This is a genomic window from Paraburkholderia tagetis (assembly GCF_022213065.1).
GTDB classification, from domain to species: Bacteria; Pseudomonadota; Gammaproteobacteria; order Burkholderiales; family Burkholderiaceae; genus Paraburkholderia; species Paraburkholderia tagetis.
The window spans coordinates 1-18898 of record NZ_JAKLJA010000041.1 but is presented as its reverse complement, the minus strand read 5'-3'; the positions used below and the strand labels follow the sequence as shown (position 1 = coordinate 18898).

Here is an 18898-nt window from a genome sequence, read left to right as displayed (position 1 = left end):
ATGCGCACGTTCTCACTGGACACGCTGGCCGAAGGCGCGGCGGCCTCCTATACAACGACGGCAACGGCGGCGACGGCACCAACGCAGCCGGCGTCGTGTGATGCGCTGGACCCCGACGCGCAACTCGCGCGCTTCGCACGCGACGCGCTGATCGAGGAAGCGCGTCTCACGCCCAAGCCCGCGCTCGTGGATGCACGCGGCAGCGGCGCGCACATCGATCTCGATCTCGCGACGATGCTGCGTTCCGCGCACGCGCTCGAACCCACATTCGCGGCACTCGCGCGCGCTTCGCGCGGCGCGATCCCGGGCAACGCACTACGCACCGACCTCGCGCGCATTGGCCGCGCCGGCGAAGCCGCGATGATGCGCGCGACCGGCGGCAGCAATGCGCATCGCGGCGCGATCTGGATCGTCGGCCTGCTGGTTGCTGGCGCAACTATTTCGCACGCCCCAACGAACGACGCAGGCGGCCATCCGCATGCCATGGAGATTGCCGAAACGGCTGCACGGATCGCGCGCTTCGACGATCTGCTCGCGCGGCCCGTGCAAAGCAACGGCGAACGCGTGCGACAGCGCTACAACGTGGGCGGCGCGCGACGCGAGGCACAAGACGGTTTTCCACATGTGATTCGCGTGGGCCTGCCCGCGCTTCATGCGGCGCGCGCGCAAGGGCAAGACGAAGCGGCCGCGCGCGTGGATGCCCTGCTCGCCATCATGGCCTCGCTCGACGACACCTGCGTGCTGCACCGCGCGGGCCTCGCGGGCCGCGAGGCCGCGCAAGCGGGGGCGCAGCGCGTGCGCGACGCGGGCGGCATCGCCACGCGCGTGGGCCGCGCCGCATTCGACGCACTCGAACGCGCGCTGCTCGCGCTCAACGCATCGCCTGGCGGCGCGGCCGATCTGCTCGCCGCGACGCTCTTCATCGACAAACTGGTTCACCACCGCATCGGCGGGAGGATGGGTTCATGGAACAACTGACATTCGACTATCCGGCGCAGCGCGCCGTGACGACGCGCGCCCACGTGGGCGTGGTGGGCTCGGGCGATCTCGAAGTACTGCTGCAGCCAGCAAGCAATATGCAGGCGCGCGTGGTCGTGCACACGAGCGTGGACGGCTACAGCCATATCTGGAAGAGCGTGCTCGACCGCTTCTTCACGCGCTACGACGGCGCGGCGCTCATCGAGATCAACGACTTCGGCGCGACGCCGGGCGTCGTGGCGCTGCGTCTGGCCGAAGCCGTGGAAGCGGCGCAGGACGGCGCGCAAGGAGCACAAGCATGAGCGCGGGTACGAACACGCAAACCCTGCTGCGCGAGAGCTTCATCGAGCTGAACGCACGCGAGCGCGCCGCTGCGGTACTGGACAAAGGTACATTCCGTGAACTGCTCGGCCCGTTCGACCGCATCGAGTCGCCGTGGCTGCCGCTGCAAGGCATCGTCTGCCAGGCCGACGACGGCGCCGTGATCGCGCGCGGCACGCTCGACGGCGAGCCTGCCGTTGTGTGCGCAATCGAATCCGCATTCCAGGGCGGCAGCATCGGCGAGGTGTCGGGCAGCAAGATCGCCGCCGCGCTCGAACTCGCGCTCGCCGATTGCGAGCGAGGCAAGATCGTGCGGCCCGTCGTGCTGTTCGAGACCGGCGGTGTGCGCCTCCAGGAAGCCAATCTTGGGCTTGCCGTGATCGCCGAAATTCAGTCGGCCATCGTCGCGCTGCGCCGCCACGTGCCCGTGGTCGGCGTGATCGCGGGCATGGTGGGCTGCTTCGGCGGCATGTCGCTCGCGGCGGGGCTGTGCTCATATCTCGTGATGACGAAGCAAGGGCGCCTCGGCATGAATGGCCCCGAAGTGATCGAGCAGGAAGCGGGCATTGAAGAGCTCGATTCGAGCGACCGCCGCCAGGTGTGGCAGTTGATCGGCGGCGAGCAGCGCGCACGCACCGGTTATGCCGACACGCTCGTTGAAGACGCCGTCGACGACGTGCGTGCCGCCGTGCGCGCCGCGTTCGCGCAAGGCGTGCCACAAGCGCATCGCACCGAGCAGGTCGATGCCACGCTGGCGAAGCTCGCGCAAATCGATCCCGCCAGCATCACGTCCGAAACGATGGGCGCGATGTTCGATACGTCACATGCACACGGAGAGCCCGCATGAGCGATGCGAATTTGAGCCGGGGCGCGCTGTGGCTGCGTGCACTCGCGGGCGCGCCGGCCGATGCATGCGCGCCCTGCGTGCAATATGCCGATGCGCCGCTCGACGGCGAAACTGCGCGCTTCATCACGGTCGCGCCCGATTCCGATAACCGCTTCTCTCGCGCGCGCGACAACGTGGTGGGCCTCGAACAAGGCTGGCGTCTCGCGCAGGCCGTGCGCGAGGCGATGGCCGAAGACGCCGCCAGCGGCACGCGCCGCCCGCTCGTCGCGATCGTCGACGTGAAAAGCCAGGCATACGGCTATCGCGAAGAGATGCTCGGCATTCACCTCGCCTGCGCGGCCGCCGTCGACGCCTATGCGAGCGCGCGTCTCGCTGGGCATCCCGTAGTAGCCCTGATCGTCGGCCCCGCCATGTCGGGCGCGTTCCTCGCGCACGGCTATCAGGCGAACCGCATCGTCGCACTCGATGCGCCGGGCACGATGGTGCACGCAATGGGCAAGGAAGCGGCGGCGCGCGTCACGCGACGCAGCGTCGAAGAACTCGACGAACTCGGCGAGAAAATCGTGCCGATGTCGTATTCGATGGCCTCGTTCGCGAAGCTCGGGCTGCTCGACGAATTGATCGCGGGCGTCGATGCCGATGCGCCGGACGACGCGCAAATCGCACGCGTGCGCGAAGTGCTTGCGCGGCGAGTGCGCGAAGCGCGCGCCGACCAAAGCGGCCTCGCGCATCGCCTTCAGGGCGAAGCGGCGCAACAGACGCGCACGGCGTCGATCGAGGTCCGCAAGCGGCTGGCTCAACAGTGGAATGCGAGCTAATGCGGGTATGTGCCGCACCGCCGTTCGCACCCGACGCGCCGCGCGCGAACGATGCGCGCTGGCGCCCGCACGACCTGCTTCGGCTCGCACGCCTCACGGCTGTGGAAGACGAACCGGTCTGGGTGCGCGCCGCATTCGCCCGCGCGCCGTTTGCAGTCGTGCGCCGCGCTCAGGCCGCATCGGGTTTCGTGGCAGCGGGCATACGCGGCACCGCGCGCGCCGAGCGCTTCGGCACATGGATTAATGATCAGGATATCGAATCGTCCATGTCGCCCGAATCGCTGGCCGCAGCGGTGCCTTCGCCCGGGCGCGTGTCGCTCGCGGCGTTCGTGGCCCTCGCGTCACTGCGCGAAACCCCAAGCCTGCTGCACGATTTCATCTGGGGACCGACGGGCAGCGCGGGGTTCGAGCTAGCCACGCAAGTCCCCACGCTCACCGGGTCCAGCGATCTCGACGTGCTGATTCGCATGCCCCAACGCAGCGACGCGGCGACGGTCCACGCGCTCGCCGCTACGCTCGCGCGTGCCGCGCAGCGCGCCGGCACGCGTGTGGACGCCCAGGTGGAAACGCCGGCGGGCGGAGTCGCGCTCGCCGAACTCGCGCAGTTGGCACAAGGCAAGGCACACGTGCTCGCGCGTGCGAGCGACGGCGCACGCCTAGTCGCCGATCCATGGCAAACATCATGAGCCTCGCCTGTCTCTTTCCCGGCCAGGGCGCGCAAAGCCCTGGCTTCCTGCATCGACTGCCCGAGCACGAGATCGTTCGCGCTACGCTTGATGAAGCCTCGGCGACGCTCGGCATCGACGTGCTTGCGCTTGATAGCGCCGAAGCGCTGCAATCGACTGTTGCCGTGCAGATCGGCCTCGTAGTGGCCGGTGTCGCGCACGCTCGCGCGCTCGCACAGGCGGGACTGACGCCACAGTTCAGCGCCGGCCTCTCGGTAGGCGCGTATCCGGCCGCCGTGTGCTGCGGCGCGCTCGCCTTCCCCGACGCCCTGCGCATGGTGAAAAGGCGCGCTGAATTGATGGAGTCCGCGTGGCCATCGGGGTATGGCCTCACGGCTGTTTCGGGACTCAGCGAGACGCAGGTCGAGACGCTCGCAAACGCGCAGGACGGCGGCGAGCGCGTCTACGTGGCCAACGTCAACGCGCCGCGCCAGATTGTCGTGGCGGGCGCCGACGCGGCGCTCGAAACTTTCGCCACGCGCGCGCGCGCGGCGGGCGCACGCAAGACGCAGCGGCTCGCGGTTTCCGTTCCTTCGCATTGCGAACTATTGACCGACGCCACGGAACAACTCGTGGCGTGGTCGCGCGACATTCCTTTTCGCTCGCCCGAAGGTGTCTATGTCGACAATCGCGGCGGCCGCCCTCTTTACGACGGCGATGCGATTCGCGCCGACCTCGCCACCAATATGCGCCACACGGTGCGCTGGTTCGACGCGCTCACGGTCATGATCGAGTCGGGCGCGACCGTGCTGGTCGAAGCGCCGCCCGGCCAGGTGCTCACCGACATCGCGCGCGAGCATTACCCCGACATCGCGGCATTGAGCGCGGCCACGCTGCCGCTCGACCGGCTCGCGGTCACCCTGCGGCGGCGCCTGGGCGTCGACTGACAATGCGCTCGCCGGCTATCGGCGTAAATTCGCGAATAAAATATTTATGCGCATAAAGTCGAACCGGATTTTTAGCGCCACATCCTCCGACAGAACGCAATTTCGGCGAAATAACGCTCAATTCCCGGCAAACACCCGTCAACGCGCCTACTTTTTACGCAATTCGGGCATCACCACACGAAACGTCAGATTCACCCGCTCGCCGCTCACAGCAGGCTCCTTAGGCACCCGGTGGCGCCACTGCGCCTGCGTCTTGCCGCGCATCACCAGCAGACTGCCGCTCGAAAGCGGGAATGAGCGCGTCACGCCGGTCGCGTTGTGGCGCAAGTCGAAACGCCGGGTTGCACCAAGGCTCAGCGAGGCAATCACGGGCTCCGGGCCGAGCTCGGGTTCGTGGTCAGCGTGCCAGCCCATGCTATCCGTGCCGCTGCGGTAGCAGTTGAGCAGCACGCTGTTAAAACGCACGCCGCAGAGCGCGTCAATGGCGTCGCGCAGTTCGGCCACCGCCGGCGTCCACGGCTGCGGCACATTGCGGATTCCCGAATAGATATAGACGGCGCCGGGGTCGCCCTGCCACGCGGTCAGACGCGGCTGGTCGACCCAGCCGCCCGGCGTGCGGATGCGCTCCTGGCGCCAGCCCGTTTCGGCGACGATGCGCGCAAGCCATTCGGCCGCCGCCTCGGGCGTGAGCCACGCGGGATGCCAGTCGACGTCGGGTTGTGGAGTATCGTCGAAGAGATCGAACATCGGAAGCGCTTGAATCGAGGCTCGAGCGGAAACTGTCGCCGCCTCAGGTCAGCAGCGCAATATAGAACACGACCGCGCCGATAAGCGCGCCGACAAAGCAAAATCCTTCGGGCGGCTCATCGGTCTTGCGCGAGCGCAGCCACGCCCCCGCCACGCCGAAGAACCCGGCTATGCCGAGCGCGACGAACACCATCACGACATCGAATAGCGCGCTGCGGCCGATCTCGAGAATGTCGACGTGCCTGACCGCGAAATACAACGCCACGGCCATGACCGAAAGCACGACCATCGGCAGCATGACATGGCTACCCTCGTGACCCACATGACGACCATGAAGCCCTTGCATATCCGGCCTGGTAATTTTCATGACCCGTCTCCCCCCCGAGCGCCCGAAACCGCTCGGGCCTCGATTCGAGCATAGTCCATCGACCGGGTCGATTCAATGAACGTTTAATAACACACACCGACCCGCAAGAAAATAGTGCGACGACGGCCCGAAGTTGGCAATCCAGGGTTATGCCGCAGCGCCGCACCCGGCTCGTCGTGCTGCCGTTCGCCCTTTCCTGCACGAGCCTGGCGCGGCCGCTGCATACCCGTTACCCGCGCGCTGCAAGTCGAAAAAGGGACGACGCCAGATGCCGGACATGCGGTGCTGCAATGCAGCCGAAGCGGCGTCCGTCATGCCCGGCACGAACCCCGCACTGCCGGTAGAATGCGACGGATGCACGCGCGGTGCATCGGCACGAACCGCGTCGCGGGCCATGCGACACGCGCCGCCGGCCTCGCGCAATCCGCCGCGCGTTGCGGCGCGCCCAGTGTCCGTGCCTGCGCCTCCCACTCCGCAGCCTTAGTTGTCCGACTTAGTTGTTCAACCGGTTATCTGAGTTCATCATCGGCCCGACATGCCTCGACTTTCGTTTCTGCTCCGCTTCATTTCCATAGGTGTGCTGTTGCACATCTATGTCGGTTTCCGGCTGATTCCCGACTTGCCCGTGCCCGCCACGGGCAAGTGGCTTGCCGTGCTGTGGCTCGTGCTTTCCGTGCTGGCGATTCCGCCCGGCATGCTCGCGCGCCGCTTCAAGCGCCAGCCGCTCGGCGACCGTCTTGCCTGGACCGGCATGGTCGCGATGGGATTTTTCTCGTCGCTGCTCATGCTGACGATCGTGCGCGATCTCGTGCTCGCTTCGCTCATGACAGTCGCGTCGATCTGGCCAGGCGACATCGATCTCGCGAGCTGGCGCACGGGCAGCGCCGCCGCCGTGGTCGTGCTCGCCTTCTGCTCGAGCGCATTCGGCTTTTTCAACGCGCGGCGGCGCGCGCGCGTGCGCAGCGTCGACGTGCCGATTCGCGGGCTGCCCGCCGCGCTCGACGGCTTCACGATCGTGCAATTGAGCGACATCCACGTCGGGCCCACCATCAAGCACGATTACGTGGATGCGATCGTGCGCGCCGTGAACCAGCTCGACGCCGACGTGGTGGCGATCACCGGCGACGTCGTGGATGGCAGCGTGCAACATCTCTCGAATCACACCGCGCCGCTCGGGCGGCTCGCCGCGCATCATGGCGTCTACCTCGTCACCGGCAATCACGAGTACTACTCGGGCGCCGACGCGTGGGTTGCCGAATTCCGGCGCATCGGCCTCACGGTGCTGATGAACCAGCACGTGGTGATCGAGCACGGCGGCGCGCGGCTCGTGCTCGCCGGTGTGACCGATTACACAGGCGGCCACTTCGATCCCGCGCATCGCAGCGATCCGCAAGGCGCATTGCGCGGCGCGCCCAACGACGTGAACACGCGCGTCCTGCTCGCCCATCAGCCGCGCACCGCCCATGCCGCCGCAGACGCGGGCTACACGTTGCAGTTGTCGGGCCACACGCACGGCGGGCAGATCTTCCCGTGGAATTTTCTCGTGCGGTTGCAGCAGCCGTTCACAGCCGGCCTCGAAAAGCTCGGCAGCCTGTGGGTCTACACCAGCCGCGGCACGGGCTACTGGGGACCGCCGAAGCGGCTCGGCGCGCCGTCGGAAATCACGCGCGTGCGGCTCGTCGGCGCCCGCTGAACCAACGCTGGCCTGGCTTGATCAGCCACCCAAAAATAGTTGTGCACGCATCCAATATGGACCCGGACGTCCCTGCCGCACGCCTCGCGCAAGACGCCGCAGGGTAGTCCGCACCGGCAGCGCGCAGGCTGCCGCCAGCGGCCCGCACGAAGCCGTATCATGAACGGCAACGCCACCCGCTCGCGCGGGGTTCCTCTCGCCCGGTACCCACAGGAATTCATCGCTCATGGACGGCAAAAAGCACCTCCACCAGTCCGCGTTCTATCTGCTGCTCTTCGTCGTCTCCATTGCGCTGTGTTTCGTGCTCGCGCCGTTCTTCAGCACCGTGCTTTGGGGCGCGATACTCGCGCTGATCTTCCAGCCTGTGCAGCGCCGCATCGTCGCGCGCCTCGGGCGGCGACGCAATCTCGCCGCGTTCATCACGCTTACCATCTGTCTCGTCATCGTGATCTTCCCGCTCACGCTTGTCGCGGGCACGCTGATCCAGCAAGTGAGCTACGCGTACTCGCAGGTGCGCTCGGGCAATCTCGACTTCGGCGCCTACTTCAGCCAGATCGTGCATGTGCTGCCGCAATCGCTGCAAAACCTGCTCGCCCGCTACGACCTGATGGATCTGCCTGGTCTCCAGCAGCGTCTTTCCGCCGGCGCCGCGCAAATCAGCCAGTTCGTCGCCACGCGCGCACTGAGCGTCGGGCAGATCACGGTGCAGGTCATGGTGAGCTTCTGCGTGATGCTCTACATGTTCTTTTTCCTCGTGCGTGACGGTCGCGAGATTTCCCGGCTCGTCCGCGATGCGATCCCGCTCGACGAATCGCACAAGCAGCATCTCATCCGCAAGTTCACAACCGTGATCCGCGCGACCGTGAAGGGTAATGTGGCCGTGGCGTTCGTGCAGGGCGCGCTGGGCGGCATCGCGCTCTGGGTCCTGGGCATTCAGGGCGCGTTGCTGTGGGGCTTCGTGATGATGCTGCTCTCGCTGCTGCCCGCAGTGGGCGCGGCGCTCGTGTGGGTGCCCATTGCCCTCTACTTTTTCTCGACGGGCGCGCTCGCTAAAGGCATCGGCCTCGCGCTCTTCGGCACGCTCGTGATCGGCACCGTGGACAACGTGCTGCGCCCCGTGCTGGTGGGCAAGGACACACGCCTGCCCGACTGGGTCGTGCTGATTTCGACGTTAGGCGGCATCTCGCTCATGGGCATCAACGGCTTCGTGATCGGGCCGCTGATTGCCGCGCTCTTCATTAGTTGCTGGGATCTGCTGCGGCGCGACCAGCACCACCACAACGACGACGTCGCCAGCCAGGCCGTGGACGACGATCTGGTCTAGGAGCGAGCGCCGCCGAAGGCAACGCCACGCCACGCATCGCCCCCTCAGGAAGAGACGTGCAGCGGCACCCCTGCGCGGCCTTGGCGCGCAACGTCGGACGCGACGGCTGTGCCGGGCGCGCCGTCCACGGCTTCGCCACCCTGCACGGCCACTGAAAAACCAAACGTATTGACACCGGTCGCACTGCGCACGAATACCGTGCCGCCGTGCATTTCGGCCACCGCCTTGACGATGGAAAGCCCCAAGCCGTGGTTCTCATGGCTATTCGAGCGTGCTTCCTGAATGCGGTAGAAACGGTCGAAAATGTGCTCGCGCACCACCGGATCGAGTGGCTCACCGGGGTTCGATACGGCAATCTCGACATGACCGTTCTGCGGCGCGATGGTCGCCTGCAGCATGGTCCCGGGCGGCGAATGCTGGATCGCGTTCACGAACAGATTGCTCACTGCGCGGCCGATCAGCGAGGTATTCACCCACGCACGCGCATCGCCCTGCACCTGCACGTTCAATTGCGCCTCTTCGAGCGGCATCTCCAGGAATTCCAGCATGCGCTCCACTTCGGCGCGCAACGAGACCTCCGTGAGCTCGGTCGCGCGCTCGCCGCGATCGCTGCGCGAGAGGAACAACATGTCGTTGACGATCACGCGCAATCGTTCGAATTCCTCAAGATTCGATTGCAGCGTGTGCTGCAACTGTGCGACCGAGCGATCACGCGTGAGCGCCACCTGAGTCTGGCCGATCAGGATGCTCACGGGCGTGCGCAGTTCGTGCGCGACGTCGGCGTTGAATGATTCGAGCCGCTCGTAGGCCTTGTCCAGCCGCTCCAGCGCGCCGTTGAACGAGGTGGCGAGTTCGTGCAGTTCCTCGGGCAGCTCGCCAGCCTGCAGGCGCTGGCGGCGGTTCAAGGGACTCAGTTGCGCCGCCTCACGCGAGAGCCGCGTAAGCGGCGCGAGACCGAAGCGCGTAACGACACGGCTCAACAGCGCAACTACGACCGTCGAAAGCGCGATCAACACGCCCAGCGCAATGCCGAAGCGCCGCAGCATGGTTTCCGTGCGCATGCAATCGCTCGCCACCACGAGCGTCACTGCGGGGCGGTCACCGTTCGCGGGCAGCCTCATGCCCGTGACGAGCAAGTCGTAATGGCTGCCCGCTGGCCGCACGAGCTGATAATTCGGACCGACATCGCCGGTGATCTTGCCGATGATCGGCGCGCCGAAGCGAAAGCGCGGGTCAGGGCCTTCCACGTAATAGTGCATGCGGCTGTCCGCAGGCGAGAGATCGCGCAGCTTCTCCTGCACGAACGCCCACTTCTTGATGTCCGGCGCATGGGCGACGATCAGGCCGGCGATGCGCGCTCGCGCGTCGAGCGTTTCGCGCAGCTCGTTGAAGAGCTGATGCTGCATCAGCAAAAAAAGCCCCGTGCCGGTGAGTGTGAACACGATCAGCGACACCGCTGCGAACATCGCCGAAAGCCGCAGCGAGATCGAGCGCTTCATGACGCCGGGCCTCCGTCCTCGCGCGCCTCACGCATTTCGAGCACGTAACCCATGCCCCGTATCGTATGCAGCAGCTTGGACGCATGGGGTCCGTCGAGCTTCGCGCGCAGTCGCTTGATGGCCGTTTCCACCACATTGGCGTTGCTCTCGAAGTTCACGTCCCAGACGAGCTCGGTGATAAGCGTCTTCGAGAGAATCTCGCCACGCCGCCGCGCGAGCACCGAAAGCAGTTGAAACTCCTTCGCCGTGAGATCGAGCCGCACGCCGTCGCGTGTCGCACGGCGGCTGATGAGATCTACCTGGAGATCGCCCACGGCAATAAGCGTGGACTCCTGAACACGTGCGCGGCGCGTGAGCGCGCGCAGGCGCTCGACGAGTTCGAGGAACGAGAACGGCTTGGTCAGATAGTCGTCGGCGCCATCGCGCAAACCATGCACGCGGTCGTCCACGCGGTCGCGGGCGGTCAGCATGATGACCGGCGTGTCCTTTTTCGCGCGCACCGCGCGCAGCACGCCGAAACCATCGAGCTTCGGCAGCATCACGTCGAGCACGATCACGTCGAAGTCGTACTCGGTCGCCATCCACGCGCCGTCTTCGCCGTCCATCGCCACATCGACGACCCAGCCCTGCTCGCTCAACCCGCTGCGCAGATAATCCACGACCTTGCGCTCGTCTTCGACCACCAGGACTTTCATTGTCACCCTCCTCTTCGCGCAGCGCCCGCCAGCGCCTCGCGGCAGGGACCCGCGCTGCAGTATTGCGGCCCGTTCTGCTTCGTGACTTCGGCCAGATGGCGCGCGCCCATCACGTTCGAGACGATCGTGCCGATCGTACGCGTTGCGCCGGCACCCAGCATCAACGCGACGACGATCACCGCGACCCTCGCGCGCTTTCCCACCCGCGCACGCCTGGGCAAGCCTATATCGTGCTCGCCGTCCACGACGATGTCGAGAGATGTGTGTTGTGCAGGTTGGTTCATGGCTTCGCGAAGTGGTACATGCTGCGCCGCGCGCGACAGGCAAACGATTCAGTTCACGAGCCGCAGGTGCTCGACCTCACGCACTTCATGAGACTGGCGCGCTTCGCGCAGACGCGCACGCGACGCGGCGCGCTGGCGTTGCGACACGTCGCAGGCGGCGAGCGATGTTTCCTGCTCCGCAAGCATCGCCGGCACCTTTTCGCGCAGGAACTCCACGAACGTGCGGATCTTCGCATCCAGATAGCGGCGCGAAGCATAGAGCGCGTAGACGTTGAGCTTTTGCAGCCGATGCGTGGGCAGCACGCGTGCGAGCGAGCCGTCGGCGAGGCCCGGCAGCGCCACCGGCACCGGTAACGGGCCAATGCCCATGCCCTCGCGTATCGCAAGCGCGAGCGCTTCGGGATTGTTCACCTGGAAAGGCGTCACGCCGGTATGGCGGAATGTTTCGCCGTGTGGCCCCTCCGAAACCCACTGCCCCACGGGCAGGCTCGCATCGGTCAAGTGCAGGCAGGTGTGCGTCCGAAGATCGTCGAACGATCGCGGCTCGCCGCGCGAGCGCAAATATGCGGGCGACGCGCACAGAATGGCCGCCGTGCTGCCCAGATGCTGGGAGATCAGCGCGGAATCCTCGAGCTCGGCGGCCAGCACCACGGCCACGTCGAAGCCTTCCTCGATGATGTCGGGCATCTGTTGCGCGATGGTCAGATCGACGGCGACATCGGGCAAATGTTGCTGGTAGCGCGCGATCAACGGCATCACGTAATGCTGACCGAAGCTCGTGCCGCCATAGACGCGCAACTTGCCCGCCGGGTTCGCCTGTGCAGCGGCGGCTTGGGACTCCGCCTGCTCGATATCGGCAAGAATGCGCTTGCAGCTTTGCAGATAGCGCTCGCCAGCCTCGGTCAGCGACATGCGCCGCGTAGTCCGGTTCAGCAAACGCGCGCGCAGCCGCGACTCCAGATCGGTGACGGCGCGCGAGACTTGCGCCGTCGTCATCATCTCGCTCACGGCGGCGCGCGTAAAACTGCCCGATTCCACCACTCTCACGAAAATCCGCATATTGCGCAGCGTGTCCATCAGCGACTCCCGAGCACTCCGCCATCGATAGTGCCAGTCTCGCTTACAGGCCGTGGCCCCATGCTGACTCGTACATGACAGCCGCGTCAGCTTGGGAACCGCCTGAGCTTGAAAAAAGGCATTTCGAGCATTAGCTGGAACGCTGCGCAAGCCGAGGTCGCTCCCGAATGCGCGCGCCACGCACTGGGTCGAACCATAATCGCCATGCATTCCTTACGATTTAATTTCAGCACTGTTGTAGTTTTTTAAATGTCCCGCGAGAGACGCCAGGAACTGTCAATTCTGGCCACGTTTCATGGACTCGACCCCGTCCGTGGACTAAGCTCCAGTTCATTGTGACTTGTTCACATCAACTAGAGGGGTCCTCCATATGCAACACGGCATCATCGCGTGGCTCATCATCGGCGCAATCGCGGGCTGGCTGGCCGGACTGCTCGTCAAGGGCGGCGGCTTCGGCTTGATCGTCGACATCATCGTCGGGATCGTCGGGGCCTTCATCGGCGGCTGGCTCGCGGGCCTGCTCGGGATCCACATCGGCGGCGGCATGATCAGCTCGATCATCACCGCCATCATCGGTGCGGTCATCCTGCTCTTCATCATCAGGCTGTTCCGAAGAGGGTAGCGATTCAAGGCCGTCAATAAAAAACGGGAGCGCCGTTACCGGTGCTCCCGCTTTTTCATCGGCTTGCGGCTTTCGCGGCTTTCACCGCTTTGGCCGCTTTCACCGCTTTTGGCATCTACGCGCTCGCGTCTATCAACCGTTAGCGACGAGGCCGCCTGTACCCGCCTCTGCCACGCCCGGAAGCATCGATCCAGTCTCGTTGAAGCGCAGATGCATTTCGTATGCCTTGGCAAGATTGTGCGGCGTCTGGCCTCCGATCTTCTGCGCATCGCTATAGTAGTCGCGCAGCAGGTCGCGATAGAGCGGATGTGCACAGCGCTCGATGATCAGCCTGGCTCGCTCGCGCGGCGCGAGGCCGCGAAGGTCCGCAAGACCCTGCTCGGTGACGATCACGTCCACGTCGTGCTCGTTGTGGTCGACGTGCGGCACCATCGGCACGATGCTGGAGATGCGGCCGTCCTTCGCGATGGCCTTGGTCGCGAAGATCGCGCACGACGCATTGCGCGCAAAGTCGCCCGAGCCGCCGATGCCGTTCATCATGTGCGTGCCACTCACGTGCGTGGAATTCACGTTGCCATAGATGTCGCATTCGAGCGCCGTGTTCAGCGCAATGAGACCCAGGCGGCGAATCACTTCCGGATGGTTGCTCACTTCCTGCGGACGCAGCACGAGCTTGTCGCGATAGCGGTCGAGTTCGGCCAGCACCTGCGCCTGACGCGGTGCGGAGAGCGTCATGGATGCGCCCGAAGCGAACACCATCTTGCCCGCATCGATCAGGTCGAAGGTGGAATCCTGAAGTACTTCGGAGTACATTGTAAGTGCTTCGAATGGCGAATCCACGAAGCCCGAGAGCACCGCATTCGCGATCGTGCCGATACCGGCCTGCAGCGGCGGCAACTGCGCACTCATGCGTCCGTGTTTGACCTCATGCTGCAGGAACTCGATGAGATGGCCCGCAATGCGCGCGGTCTCTTCGTCGGCGGGCAGCACGGTCGAAGGGCTGTCCGCCTCATTCGTGATGACGATGGCAGCGATCTTCTCGGCCGGAATGTCGATGATGGGCGTGCCCACGCGGTCTTGCGGGCGCACGATGGGCAGCGGGTCGCGATGCGGGCGGCGGCCCGGAATCCACACGTCGTGCAGACCTTCGAGCGCAAGCGGCTGCGCGAGATTGAGCTCGACGATCACCTTCTCCGCGAGAATCGCGAAGCTCGCCGAATTGCCGACTGAGGTCGTGGGGACGATGCCACCTGTTTCGGTGATCGCGGCGGCCTCGATAATCGCGAGGTCGAGCTTGCCGAGAAGGTTCGCACGCAGCATCTCGACGGTCTCGGAGAGGTGCTGGTCGACGAACATGACTTCGCCACGATTGATGGCCTTGCGCAACGTGGCGTCGACCTGGAACGGCAAGCGGCGCTCGAGCACGCCGGCTTCGGTCAGCATGCGGTCCACGTCGTGGCCGAGCGAGGCGCCCGTCATTAGCGTGATGCGCAGCGGCCCCTGCTCTTCGCGCGCGCGGCGCGCCAGTTCGATGGGCACGGCCTTCGTGTCGCCCGCGCGCGTGAAGCCGCTCGCGCCGACACGCATGCCGTTGCGCACGAGTTTCGCTGCCTCGGCAGCCGAAGTGATTTTTCCGCGCAACGCGGCACAACGAATACGGTCTTCGTACATCAAAGTCTCCACAAACTCTCGGAAATGCCAAATGCCCTTTTCAGGTCTCGCTTCGGCGGCATTGCATCAGGGCTTTTGCAATACAGTTTTGCAGCCACAATGCACAAAGCCGCGAGGCCTCATACGAAGGCGCCGCGGCAAGGAATTCAAGCTTGCGCCTCGCTCATTCATCGCGGGCGTTCACTCGATCTCAGCTACCGAAATACAGGTTGCAAAAGCTGACCGGACCGACACATTCGTCTTTCTTCGCCGGCTTTGCGATCTGATTGGCGGGGGCCTGCACAGCCGGCTGGGCTGCGCTTTGCGCGACCTGCTGAGGGACGCTCGCTGCCGGTGCTTCGTTCTGTGCATAAGCAGCGGCGGCGGCAAACAGCGAACATGCAACAACAGCGATCTTCAGGGACTTCATCTCACTCTCCAGTGCTAACGGGTACTGCGAAGCAGTGATGTGACTATATGACCGGGACCCTTAATGATTAAGAAGGCTGGTTGGAACGCATATTTCCAGACTGTGACAAGATCGCGCCCGCAGGCCCGCCGGGGCGACTGCTTCAAGATGCTCCCGCGCGCAACGACCGACGGCAGCGCGCCTGACGCGCAAGCGCGCCAAGCGGTGCATCGCGGTCGATGAGCGCGCTGCGGATGAAATGCAGATGGCTCAGGAGCCGCTGCACGTCGTGCCTGCGCTCACGGTCATGGTGAACGCCGGGAAGCGCTTCCTGAGCGATCCAGGTGGCCGCCCGCACCGATGAAAGCGCACGCTCCAGTTGCACCGCGCCGGGATCCTCGAAAAGATGCGCGATATCGTCCAGCACCTGATCGAGACTCGCCGACCATCTGCGATCGGCAATGCCGAGCCACGTGGCGGCCTGTGCCTCGTGACGCAAGTCGATCACGGCGTGCCCCACTTCGAGCGTGATCAGCATCCAGCGCAGCGCGCGCCGGTGAGCCTGCTCGCGGCCGTTGAGCAGCAGCCTCAACTGGTGCATCAGATCGTGCGTACCCGACTGGAACTGCTGGCCGAGGCCTTGCAGTTCGCCGCGGCAAGCGAGCTCGACCTGAGCGCGCAACGCCACGCGCATGCGCTCGACGAGCCAGTTCATGTGCGGTGGAAAGACAACGGCGAACCCGAGCGCGGCCACGATCATCGCCGCAACCACGGCGACGCCGTTGTTGATCAGCAGATCCGGCGTGTAGACGATCACGTTGTCGGGTCCCGCGAGCAGACAGAGAAACACCGAGAATCCGACCCCGAAGCCGGCGATGCGTGGCCGCGTTGCGAAGAACGCACCCAGCGCGAGCGCCGGCGCGAGCGCGGCGCAGAGCAATGGGAAGCCGTCGACGCCCGGATACACGTAGCACGTGAGCAGATAGCCGACGACGGCCGCGCAGCCCGCGCCCGCGGCCATCTGAAAGGCCATGCGCGTGGCACGCGGCGCCGATGAGGTAAGCGCGCAGGTCAGCGCGGCGGCGACCATCGCGAGACCGCCGCTGGGCCAGTCGGTCTCCACCCAGAACCAGCCCAGCGCCGCCACTACCACGGCCGTGCGCATGAAAGTGAACCCCACCACATACCAGCTCGTGCGCGGCACATAGCGCGTAATGCGCGGCTCGGGTGGCAAACCCGCCTGCGTGAGCGACGCCCACGTACTGCTGTAGCGCGCGATCTCGGCCGTGAAGCGGTAGATCAGCTCCGCGGACGTGTCGAAGTCCTGCAGCGCATCGGGCGCGGCCGACTCGACTGGCCGGCGCGTCTCGCGCACATGGCGCGGCAGTGTGTGCTTGAACGACTCCAGGTCTTGCGCGATACGCAGTGCATACGCACGATCGGCTTCCCCCTGGCGAGGGCGTTGCGCGAGCAGCGCTGCAAGCTCGCTGAAATACGGTGCAAGCGGTGCGATGGCTTCGTCGCTCCGGCGCAGACGCTTTTTCAACTGACGCAGCGCGTGCAGGCGCGCGCATACGTCCATGAACTCGCCGTTCAGGCGCGCGAGCAACTGGCTGCGCGAGCGCATGGTCGGATCTTCGAAAAATGAGAAAGCACGCGTGGCCTCGAAGCCAACGATCTCATCCACGAGTTTCGCGAATCGCCCTTCGAATACGCCTCTTTCGAGACCGCCGGACAACACGAGCGCGGCGAACGCAGTAAAATCCAGATAGCGAGTGCGCAAGGTGCGTTCGAGCACCGAGCCCGACTGCCGGGGCACGATAACGGCGCTGACCACCCCGGAGCACAGAATCCCCACGGCGACTTCGGCCCCGCGCCCGAGCGCGGCGAGAAAGAGTCCGTTTGGCTGCGTCACGAGTGGAATGCCGATCAGCGCAGCGGTATAGCCTGCCAGCACGAAAGCGTACCAACGAAAATGCCGATTTCGCATGGCGGCCGCGGTACATGCAGCCACCCACCCCGTCATCCCGAGAATGTAAAGCTCGGGCTGCTGGGTGAACACGGCTCCCAGCACGACCGCCGCAACCATACCCACTGCGGTACCCACGATGCGGTAAACGCTCTTCGCGAACACCATGCCGGAAAGCGGCTGCATCAACACGAACACTGTCGTCATCGCAATGCGCGGCTGAGGCAGATCGAGCAGCATCGAAATGCCCATTGCGAGCAATCCCGCAGCAACCGTTTTCAGCAGATGCAGCCAGATCGCGCCATCGCTACCCTGCCAGTCTCTCAGGCCTCGCCGCGCGGCTCGCCATATGATTTCGCCGCGACGACGCGGGTCGATCGCTCGATGTATCGCTGGCTGGCGGTTCATTTAAAACGCACTACGCTTGGATTGTTACGAAGAATGCCGCTGCAAATGCAGTGGCTGAGCAACGAAGTTGCATGGGATCCGGAGTACGCGTTAATGCGCCAACTCTGGTCGACTGCTCTGCATGGGACCAGAGTAAGCGCTGAAGCGCCAACTCTGGTCGACAGCCGCCGATTGTAGGAGTGTCAGTTGAGCGAATTAACGGGACGGGCAGGGAACGTCCGTTCCAGATCACTCAACAATGTCGAGGTCCGCCGGGCGGACAATATTGTTTTCGTGCTGAACAAGAAGTTCTTAAAGAAGGTCTGATGGATACGCTACAAAATATGCGGGTGTTTATCCGCGTTGTCGAAGCCGGCAGCTTCACCGCCGCGGCCCAGTCGCTCGATTCGACCACGGGCGCGATGTCGCGCGCGGTCTCCGAACTGGAAGCGCACCTGCGCACGCGCCTGTTGAATCGCTCGACACGCCGACTCGCACTCACTCCCGCCGGCGAACGTTATCTGAAACGCTGCTCGCAGATTCTCGCGGACGTCGACAGCGCCGAAGAAGAAGCCAGTTGTGCCCACGAGCGCCCTGCGGGGGCGTTGCGTATGCACAGTTTCGCGAGCATCGGGCAACAGTACGTACTGCCCGCGATCTCGCGCTATCGTGCTTTGCATCCCGAAGTAACGGTCGAACTCACGCTCTCGCAGCGCATGCCCGATCTGTTCGAGGGCAGCAGTGACGTCTCGGTGGTGACCGCAGCTTCGCTGCCGAACTCCGATCTCGTCTCGCACCAACTGGGTTCGTCGTGCAGCATCCTGTGCGCGTCGCCCGCGTATGTGCATACGCACGGCGCGCCGCGCGCGCCGGCGGATCTCGCGCATCACGACTGCCTGATCCTCAAGACGCCAACTGCGCCCGCACATGAATGGGTGCTCGAAGGCCCCGAAGGCAGCATCGAGATGCAAGTGGACGGGCCGGTTCAGGTGAACATCGCTGAGTCGCTTGCGGTGGCGATTCGTGAAGGAATGGGTATTGGCATGCTGCCGGTGTATGCGGCAATAGAGGGTCTGCGCAACGGCTCGCTTGTGCGCGTGCTGCCTCAGCACATCCTGCAGAAAAACCACGTGTACGCGCTGTATCCGTCGCGCAAGTTCGTGGATGCGAAAACGAAGACCTGGGTGGAATTCTTGCGTGCACATCTTCCACAGGTGATCGCTCGCGATATGGCGTTGCTCGAAGAGCTCACGCAGGAACAGCTTGTGGACAGCGCTGCGATTTCAACGCCCGATGCCCTCGCAGCCAGTCAGAAAGGCTAAAAACTGCGGATTGAACCTGAACTGCGGTCCTTGGATGCGGAATGTAAAACAGCCGTTCGTGTGACGGCTGTTTTTGTATGCGCAGGTTGAATGGCTGCAGTGCTGGTATCGATGTCCCGCGATACCGGCGATCATTGAGGATTTCCGGCGCCCAAAAACGCCAGAACCCCGGTGCTCTTTCGGAGCGACCGGGGTTCTGGACATACTGCATAGGGAGCCTGACGATTACCTACTTTCACACGGGCAATCCGCACTATCATCGGCGTGGAGCTGTTTC

19 protein-coding genes are annotated in these 18898 nt (G+C 64.8%); 10 read left to right on the top strand and 9 right to left on the bottom strand.

From position 1 onward, the window contains the following. The 6 genes from L5014_RS31085 to mdcH are packed head-to-tail and all read left to right on the top strand — an operon-like array spanning window position 1 to window position 4576. Complete coding sequence (locus tag L5014_RS31085; RefSeq protein ID WP_238467637.1) at window positions 1-978, top strand: triphosphoribosyl-dephospho-CoA synthase; 978 nt, start codon at window positions 1-3, stop codon at window positions 976-978. After that, on the top strand, window positions 966-1280 hold the full coding sequence (locus tag L5014_RS31080; RefSeq protein ID WP_238467636.1) for a malonate decarboxylase subunit delta: 315 nt from the start codon (window positions 966-968) through the stop codon (window positions 1278-1280). The genes L5014_RS31085 and L5014_RS31080 overlap by 13 nt, the downstream gene beginning before the upstream one ends. Next, window positions 1277-2146: a biotin-independent malonate decarboxylase subunit beta gene (locus tag L5014_RS31075; RefSeq protein WP_238467635.1), complete on the top strand. Its 870-nt coding sequence runs from the start codon at window positions 1277-1279 to the stop codon at window positions 2144-2146. Before L5014_RS31080 ends, L5014_RS31075 begins: the two co-directional genes overlap by 4 nt. After that, entirely contained in the window at window positions 2143-2964 is an 822-nt protein-coding gene (gene mdcE / locus L5014_RS31070; protein WP_238467634.1) for a biotin-independent malonate decarboxylase subunit gamma, read from the top strand. Before L5014_RS31075 ends, mdcE begins: the two co-directional genes overlap by 4 nt. After that, entirely contained in the window at window positions 2964-3650 is a 687-nt protein-coding gene (locus L5014_RS31065) for a malonate decarboxylase holo-ACP synthase (protein WP_238467633.1), read from the top strand. Before mdcE ends, L5014_RS31065 begins: the two co-directional genes overlap by 1 nt. Further along, the gene (gene mdcH / locus L5014_RS31060; protein ID WP_238467632.1) at window positions 3647-4576 is read left to right on the top strand and encodes a malonate decarboxylase subunit epsilon; all 930 of its coding nucleotides are present in this window, start codon (window positions 3647-3649) and stop codon (window positions 4574-4576) included. The genes L5014_RS31065 and mdcH overlap by 4 nt, the downstream gene beginning before the upstream one ends. Window positions 4577-4723: 147 nt before the next feature. Here the strand turns inward: mdcH and L5014_RS31055 are convergent, their stop codons facing one another. Together L5014_RS31055 and L5014_RS31050 are read right to left on the bottom strand one after the other, a co-directional pair. Then, a complete protein-coding gene (locus tag L5014_RS31055; RefSeq protein WP_238467631.1) occupies window positions 4724-5323 on the bottom strand; it encodes an alpha-ketoglutarate-dependent dioxygenase AlkB family protein in 600 nt (199 codons plus the stop codon). A 43-nt stretch (window positions 5324-5366) separates the two neighbouring features. Next, complete coding sequence (locus L5014_RS31050; RefSeq protein ID WP_238467630.1) at window positions 5367-5690, bottom strand: hypothetical protein; 324 nt, start codon at window positions 5688-5690, stop codon at window positions 5367-5369. Window positions 5691-6225: 535 nt separating this feature from the next. Between L5014_RS31050 and L5014_RS31045 the strand changes: the two genes are divergently transcribed. Beyond that, window positions 6226-7383 (top strand): metallophosphoesterase, encoded by a 1158-nt coding sequence (locus tag L5014_RS31045; RefSeq protein ID WP_238467629.1) that lies wholly within the window; start codon window positions 6226-6228, stop codon window positions 7381-7383. Window positions 7384-7609: 226 nt separating this feature from the next. Then, a complete protein-coding gene (locus tag L5014_RS31040; RefSeq protein WP_238467628.1) occupies window positions 7610-8707 on the top strand; it encodes an AI-2E family transporter in 1098 nt (365 codons plus the stop codon). 44 nt (window positions 8708-8751) lie between these two features. On the opposite strand, the gene L5014_RS31035 is transcribed toward L5014_RS31040, so the two are convergent. From L5014_RS31035 to L5014_RS31020, 4 genes are read right to left on the bottom strand one after another with little or no spacing between them, the layout of a single operon-like run. Beyond that, the gene (locus L5014_RS31035) at window positions 8752-10206 is read right to left on the bottom strand and encodes a heavy metal sensor histidine kinase (RefSeq protein ID WP_238467627.1); all 1455 of its coding nucleotides are present in this window, start codon (window positions 10204-10206) and stop codon (window positions 8752-8754) included. Beyond that, window positions 10203-10901: a heavy metal response regulator transcription factor gene (locus L5014_RS31030; RefSeq protein WP_238467626.1), complete on the bottom strand. Its 699-nt coding sequence runs from the start codon at window positions 10899-10901 to the stop codon at window positions 10203-10205. The genes L5014_RS31035 and L5014_RS31030 overlap by 4 nt, the downstream gene beginning before the upstream one ends. 2 nt (window positions 10902-10903) lie before the next feature. Next, on the bottom strand, window positions 10904-11185 hold the full coding sequence (locus L5014_RS31025; RefSeq protein WP_238467625.1) for a hypothetical protein: 282 nt from the start codon (window positions 11183-11185) through the stop codon (window positions 10904-10906). Window positions 11186-11233: 48 nt separating this feature from the next. Continuing rightward, window positions 11234-12262 carry a LysR family transcriptional regulator gene (locus L5014_RS31020; protein ID WP_238467624.1) on the bottom strand — a complete coding sequence of 343 codons (1029 nt, stop codon included), beginning with the start codon at window positions 12260-12262 and terminating at the stop codon, window positions 11234-11236. Between the two features lie 370 nt (window positions 12263-12632). Between L5014_RS31020 and L5014_RS31015 the strand changes: the two genes are divergently transcribed. After that, the gene (locus L5014_RS31015) at window positions 12633-12884 is read left to right on the top strand and encodes a GlsB/YeaQ/YmgE family stress response membrane protein (RefSeq protein ID WP_238467623.1); all 252 of its coding nucleotides are present in this window, start codon (window positions 12633-12635) and stop codon (window positions 12882-12884) included. A 132-nt stretch (window positions 12885-13016) separates the two neighbouring features. Here the strand turns inward: L5014_RS31015 and L5014_RS31010 are convergent, their stop codons facing one another. From L5014_RS31010 to L5014_RS31000, 3 genes are all read right to left on the bottom strand, one after another. Next, complete coding sequence (locus tag L5014_RS31010; protein WP_238467622.1) at window positions 13017-14555, bottom strand: acetyl-CoA hydrolase/transferase family protein; 1539 nt, start codon at window positions 14553-14555, stop codon at window positions 13017-13019. Window positions 14556-14745: 190 nt separating this feature from the next. Continuing rightward, on the bottom strand, window positions 14746-14964 hold the full coding sequence (locus tag L5014_RS31005; protein WP_238467621.1) for a hypothetical protein: 219 nt from the start codon (window positions 14962-14964) through the stop codon (window positions 14746-14748). A 142-nt stretch (window positions 14965-15106) separates the two neighbouring features. Further along, window positions 15107-17320 carry an FUSC family protein gene (locus L5014_RS31000; protein ID WP_238467620.1) on the bottom strand — a complete coding sequence of 738 codons (2214 nt, stop codon included), beginning with the start codon at window positions 17318-17320 and terminating at the stop codon, window positions 15107-15109. Window positions 17321-17625: 305 nt separating this feature from the next. On the opposite strand from L5014_RS31000, the gene L5014_RS30995 reads away from it, so the two are divergent. Beyond that, the gene (locus L5014_RS30995) at window positions 17626-18621 is read left to right on the top strand and encodes a LysR family transcriptional regulator (RefSeq protein ID WP_238467619.1); all 996 of its coding nucleotides are present in this window, start codon (window positions 17626-17628) and stop codon (window positions 18619-18621) included. Window positions 18622-18898: the final 277 nt, after the last annotated feature.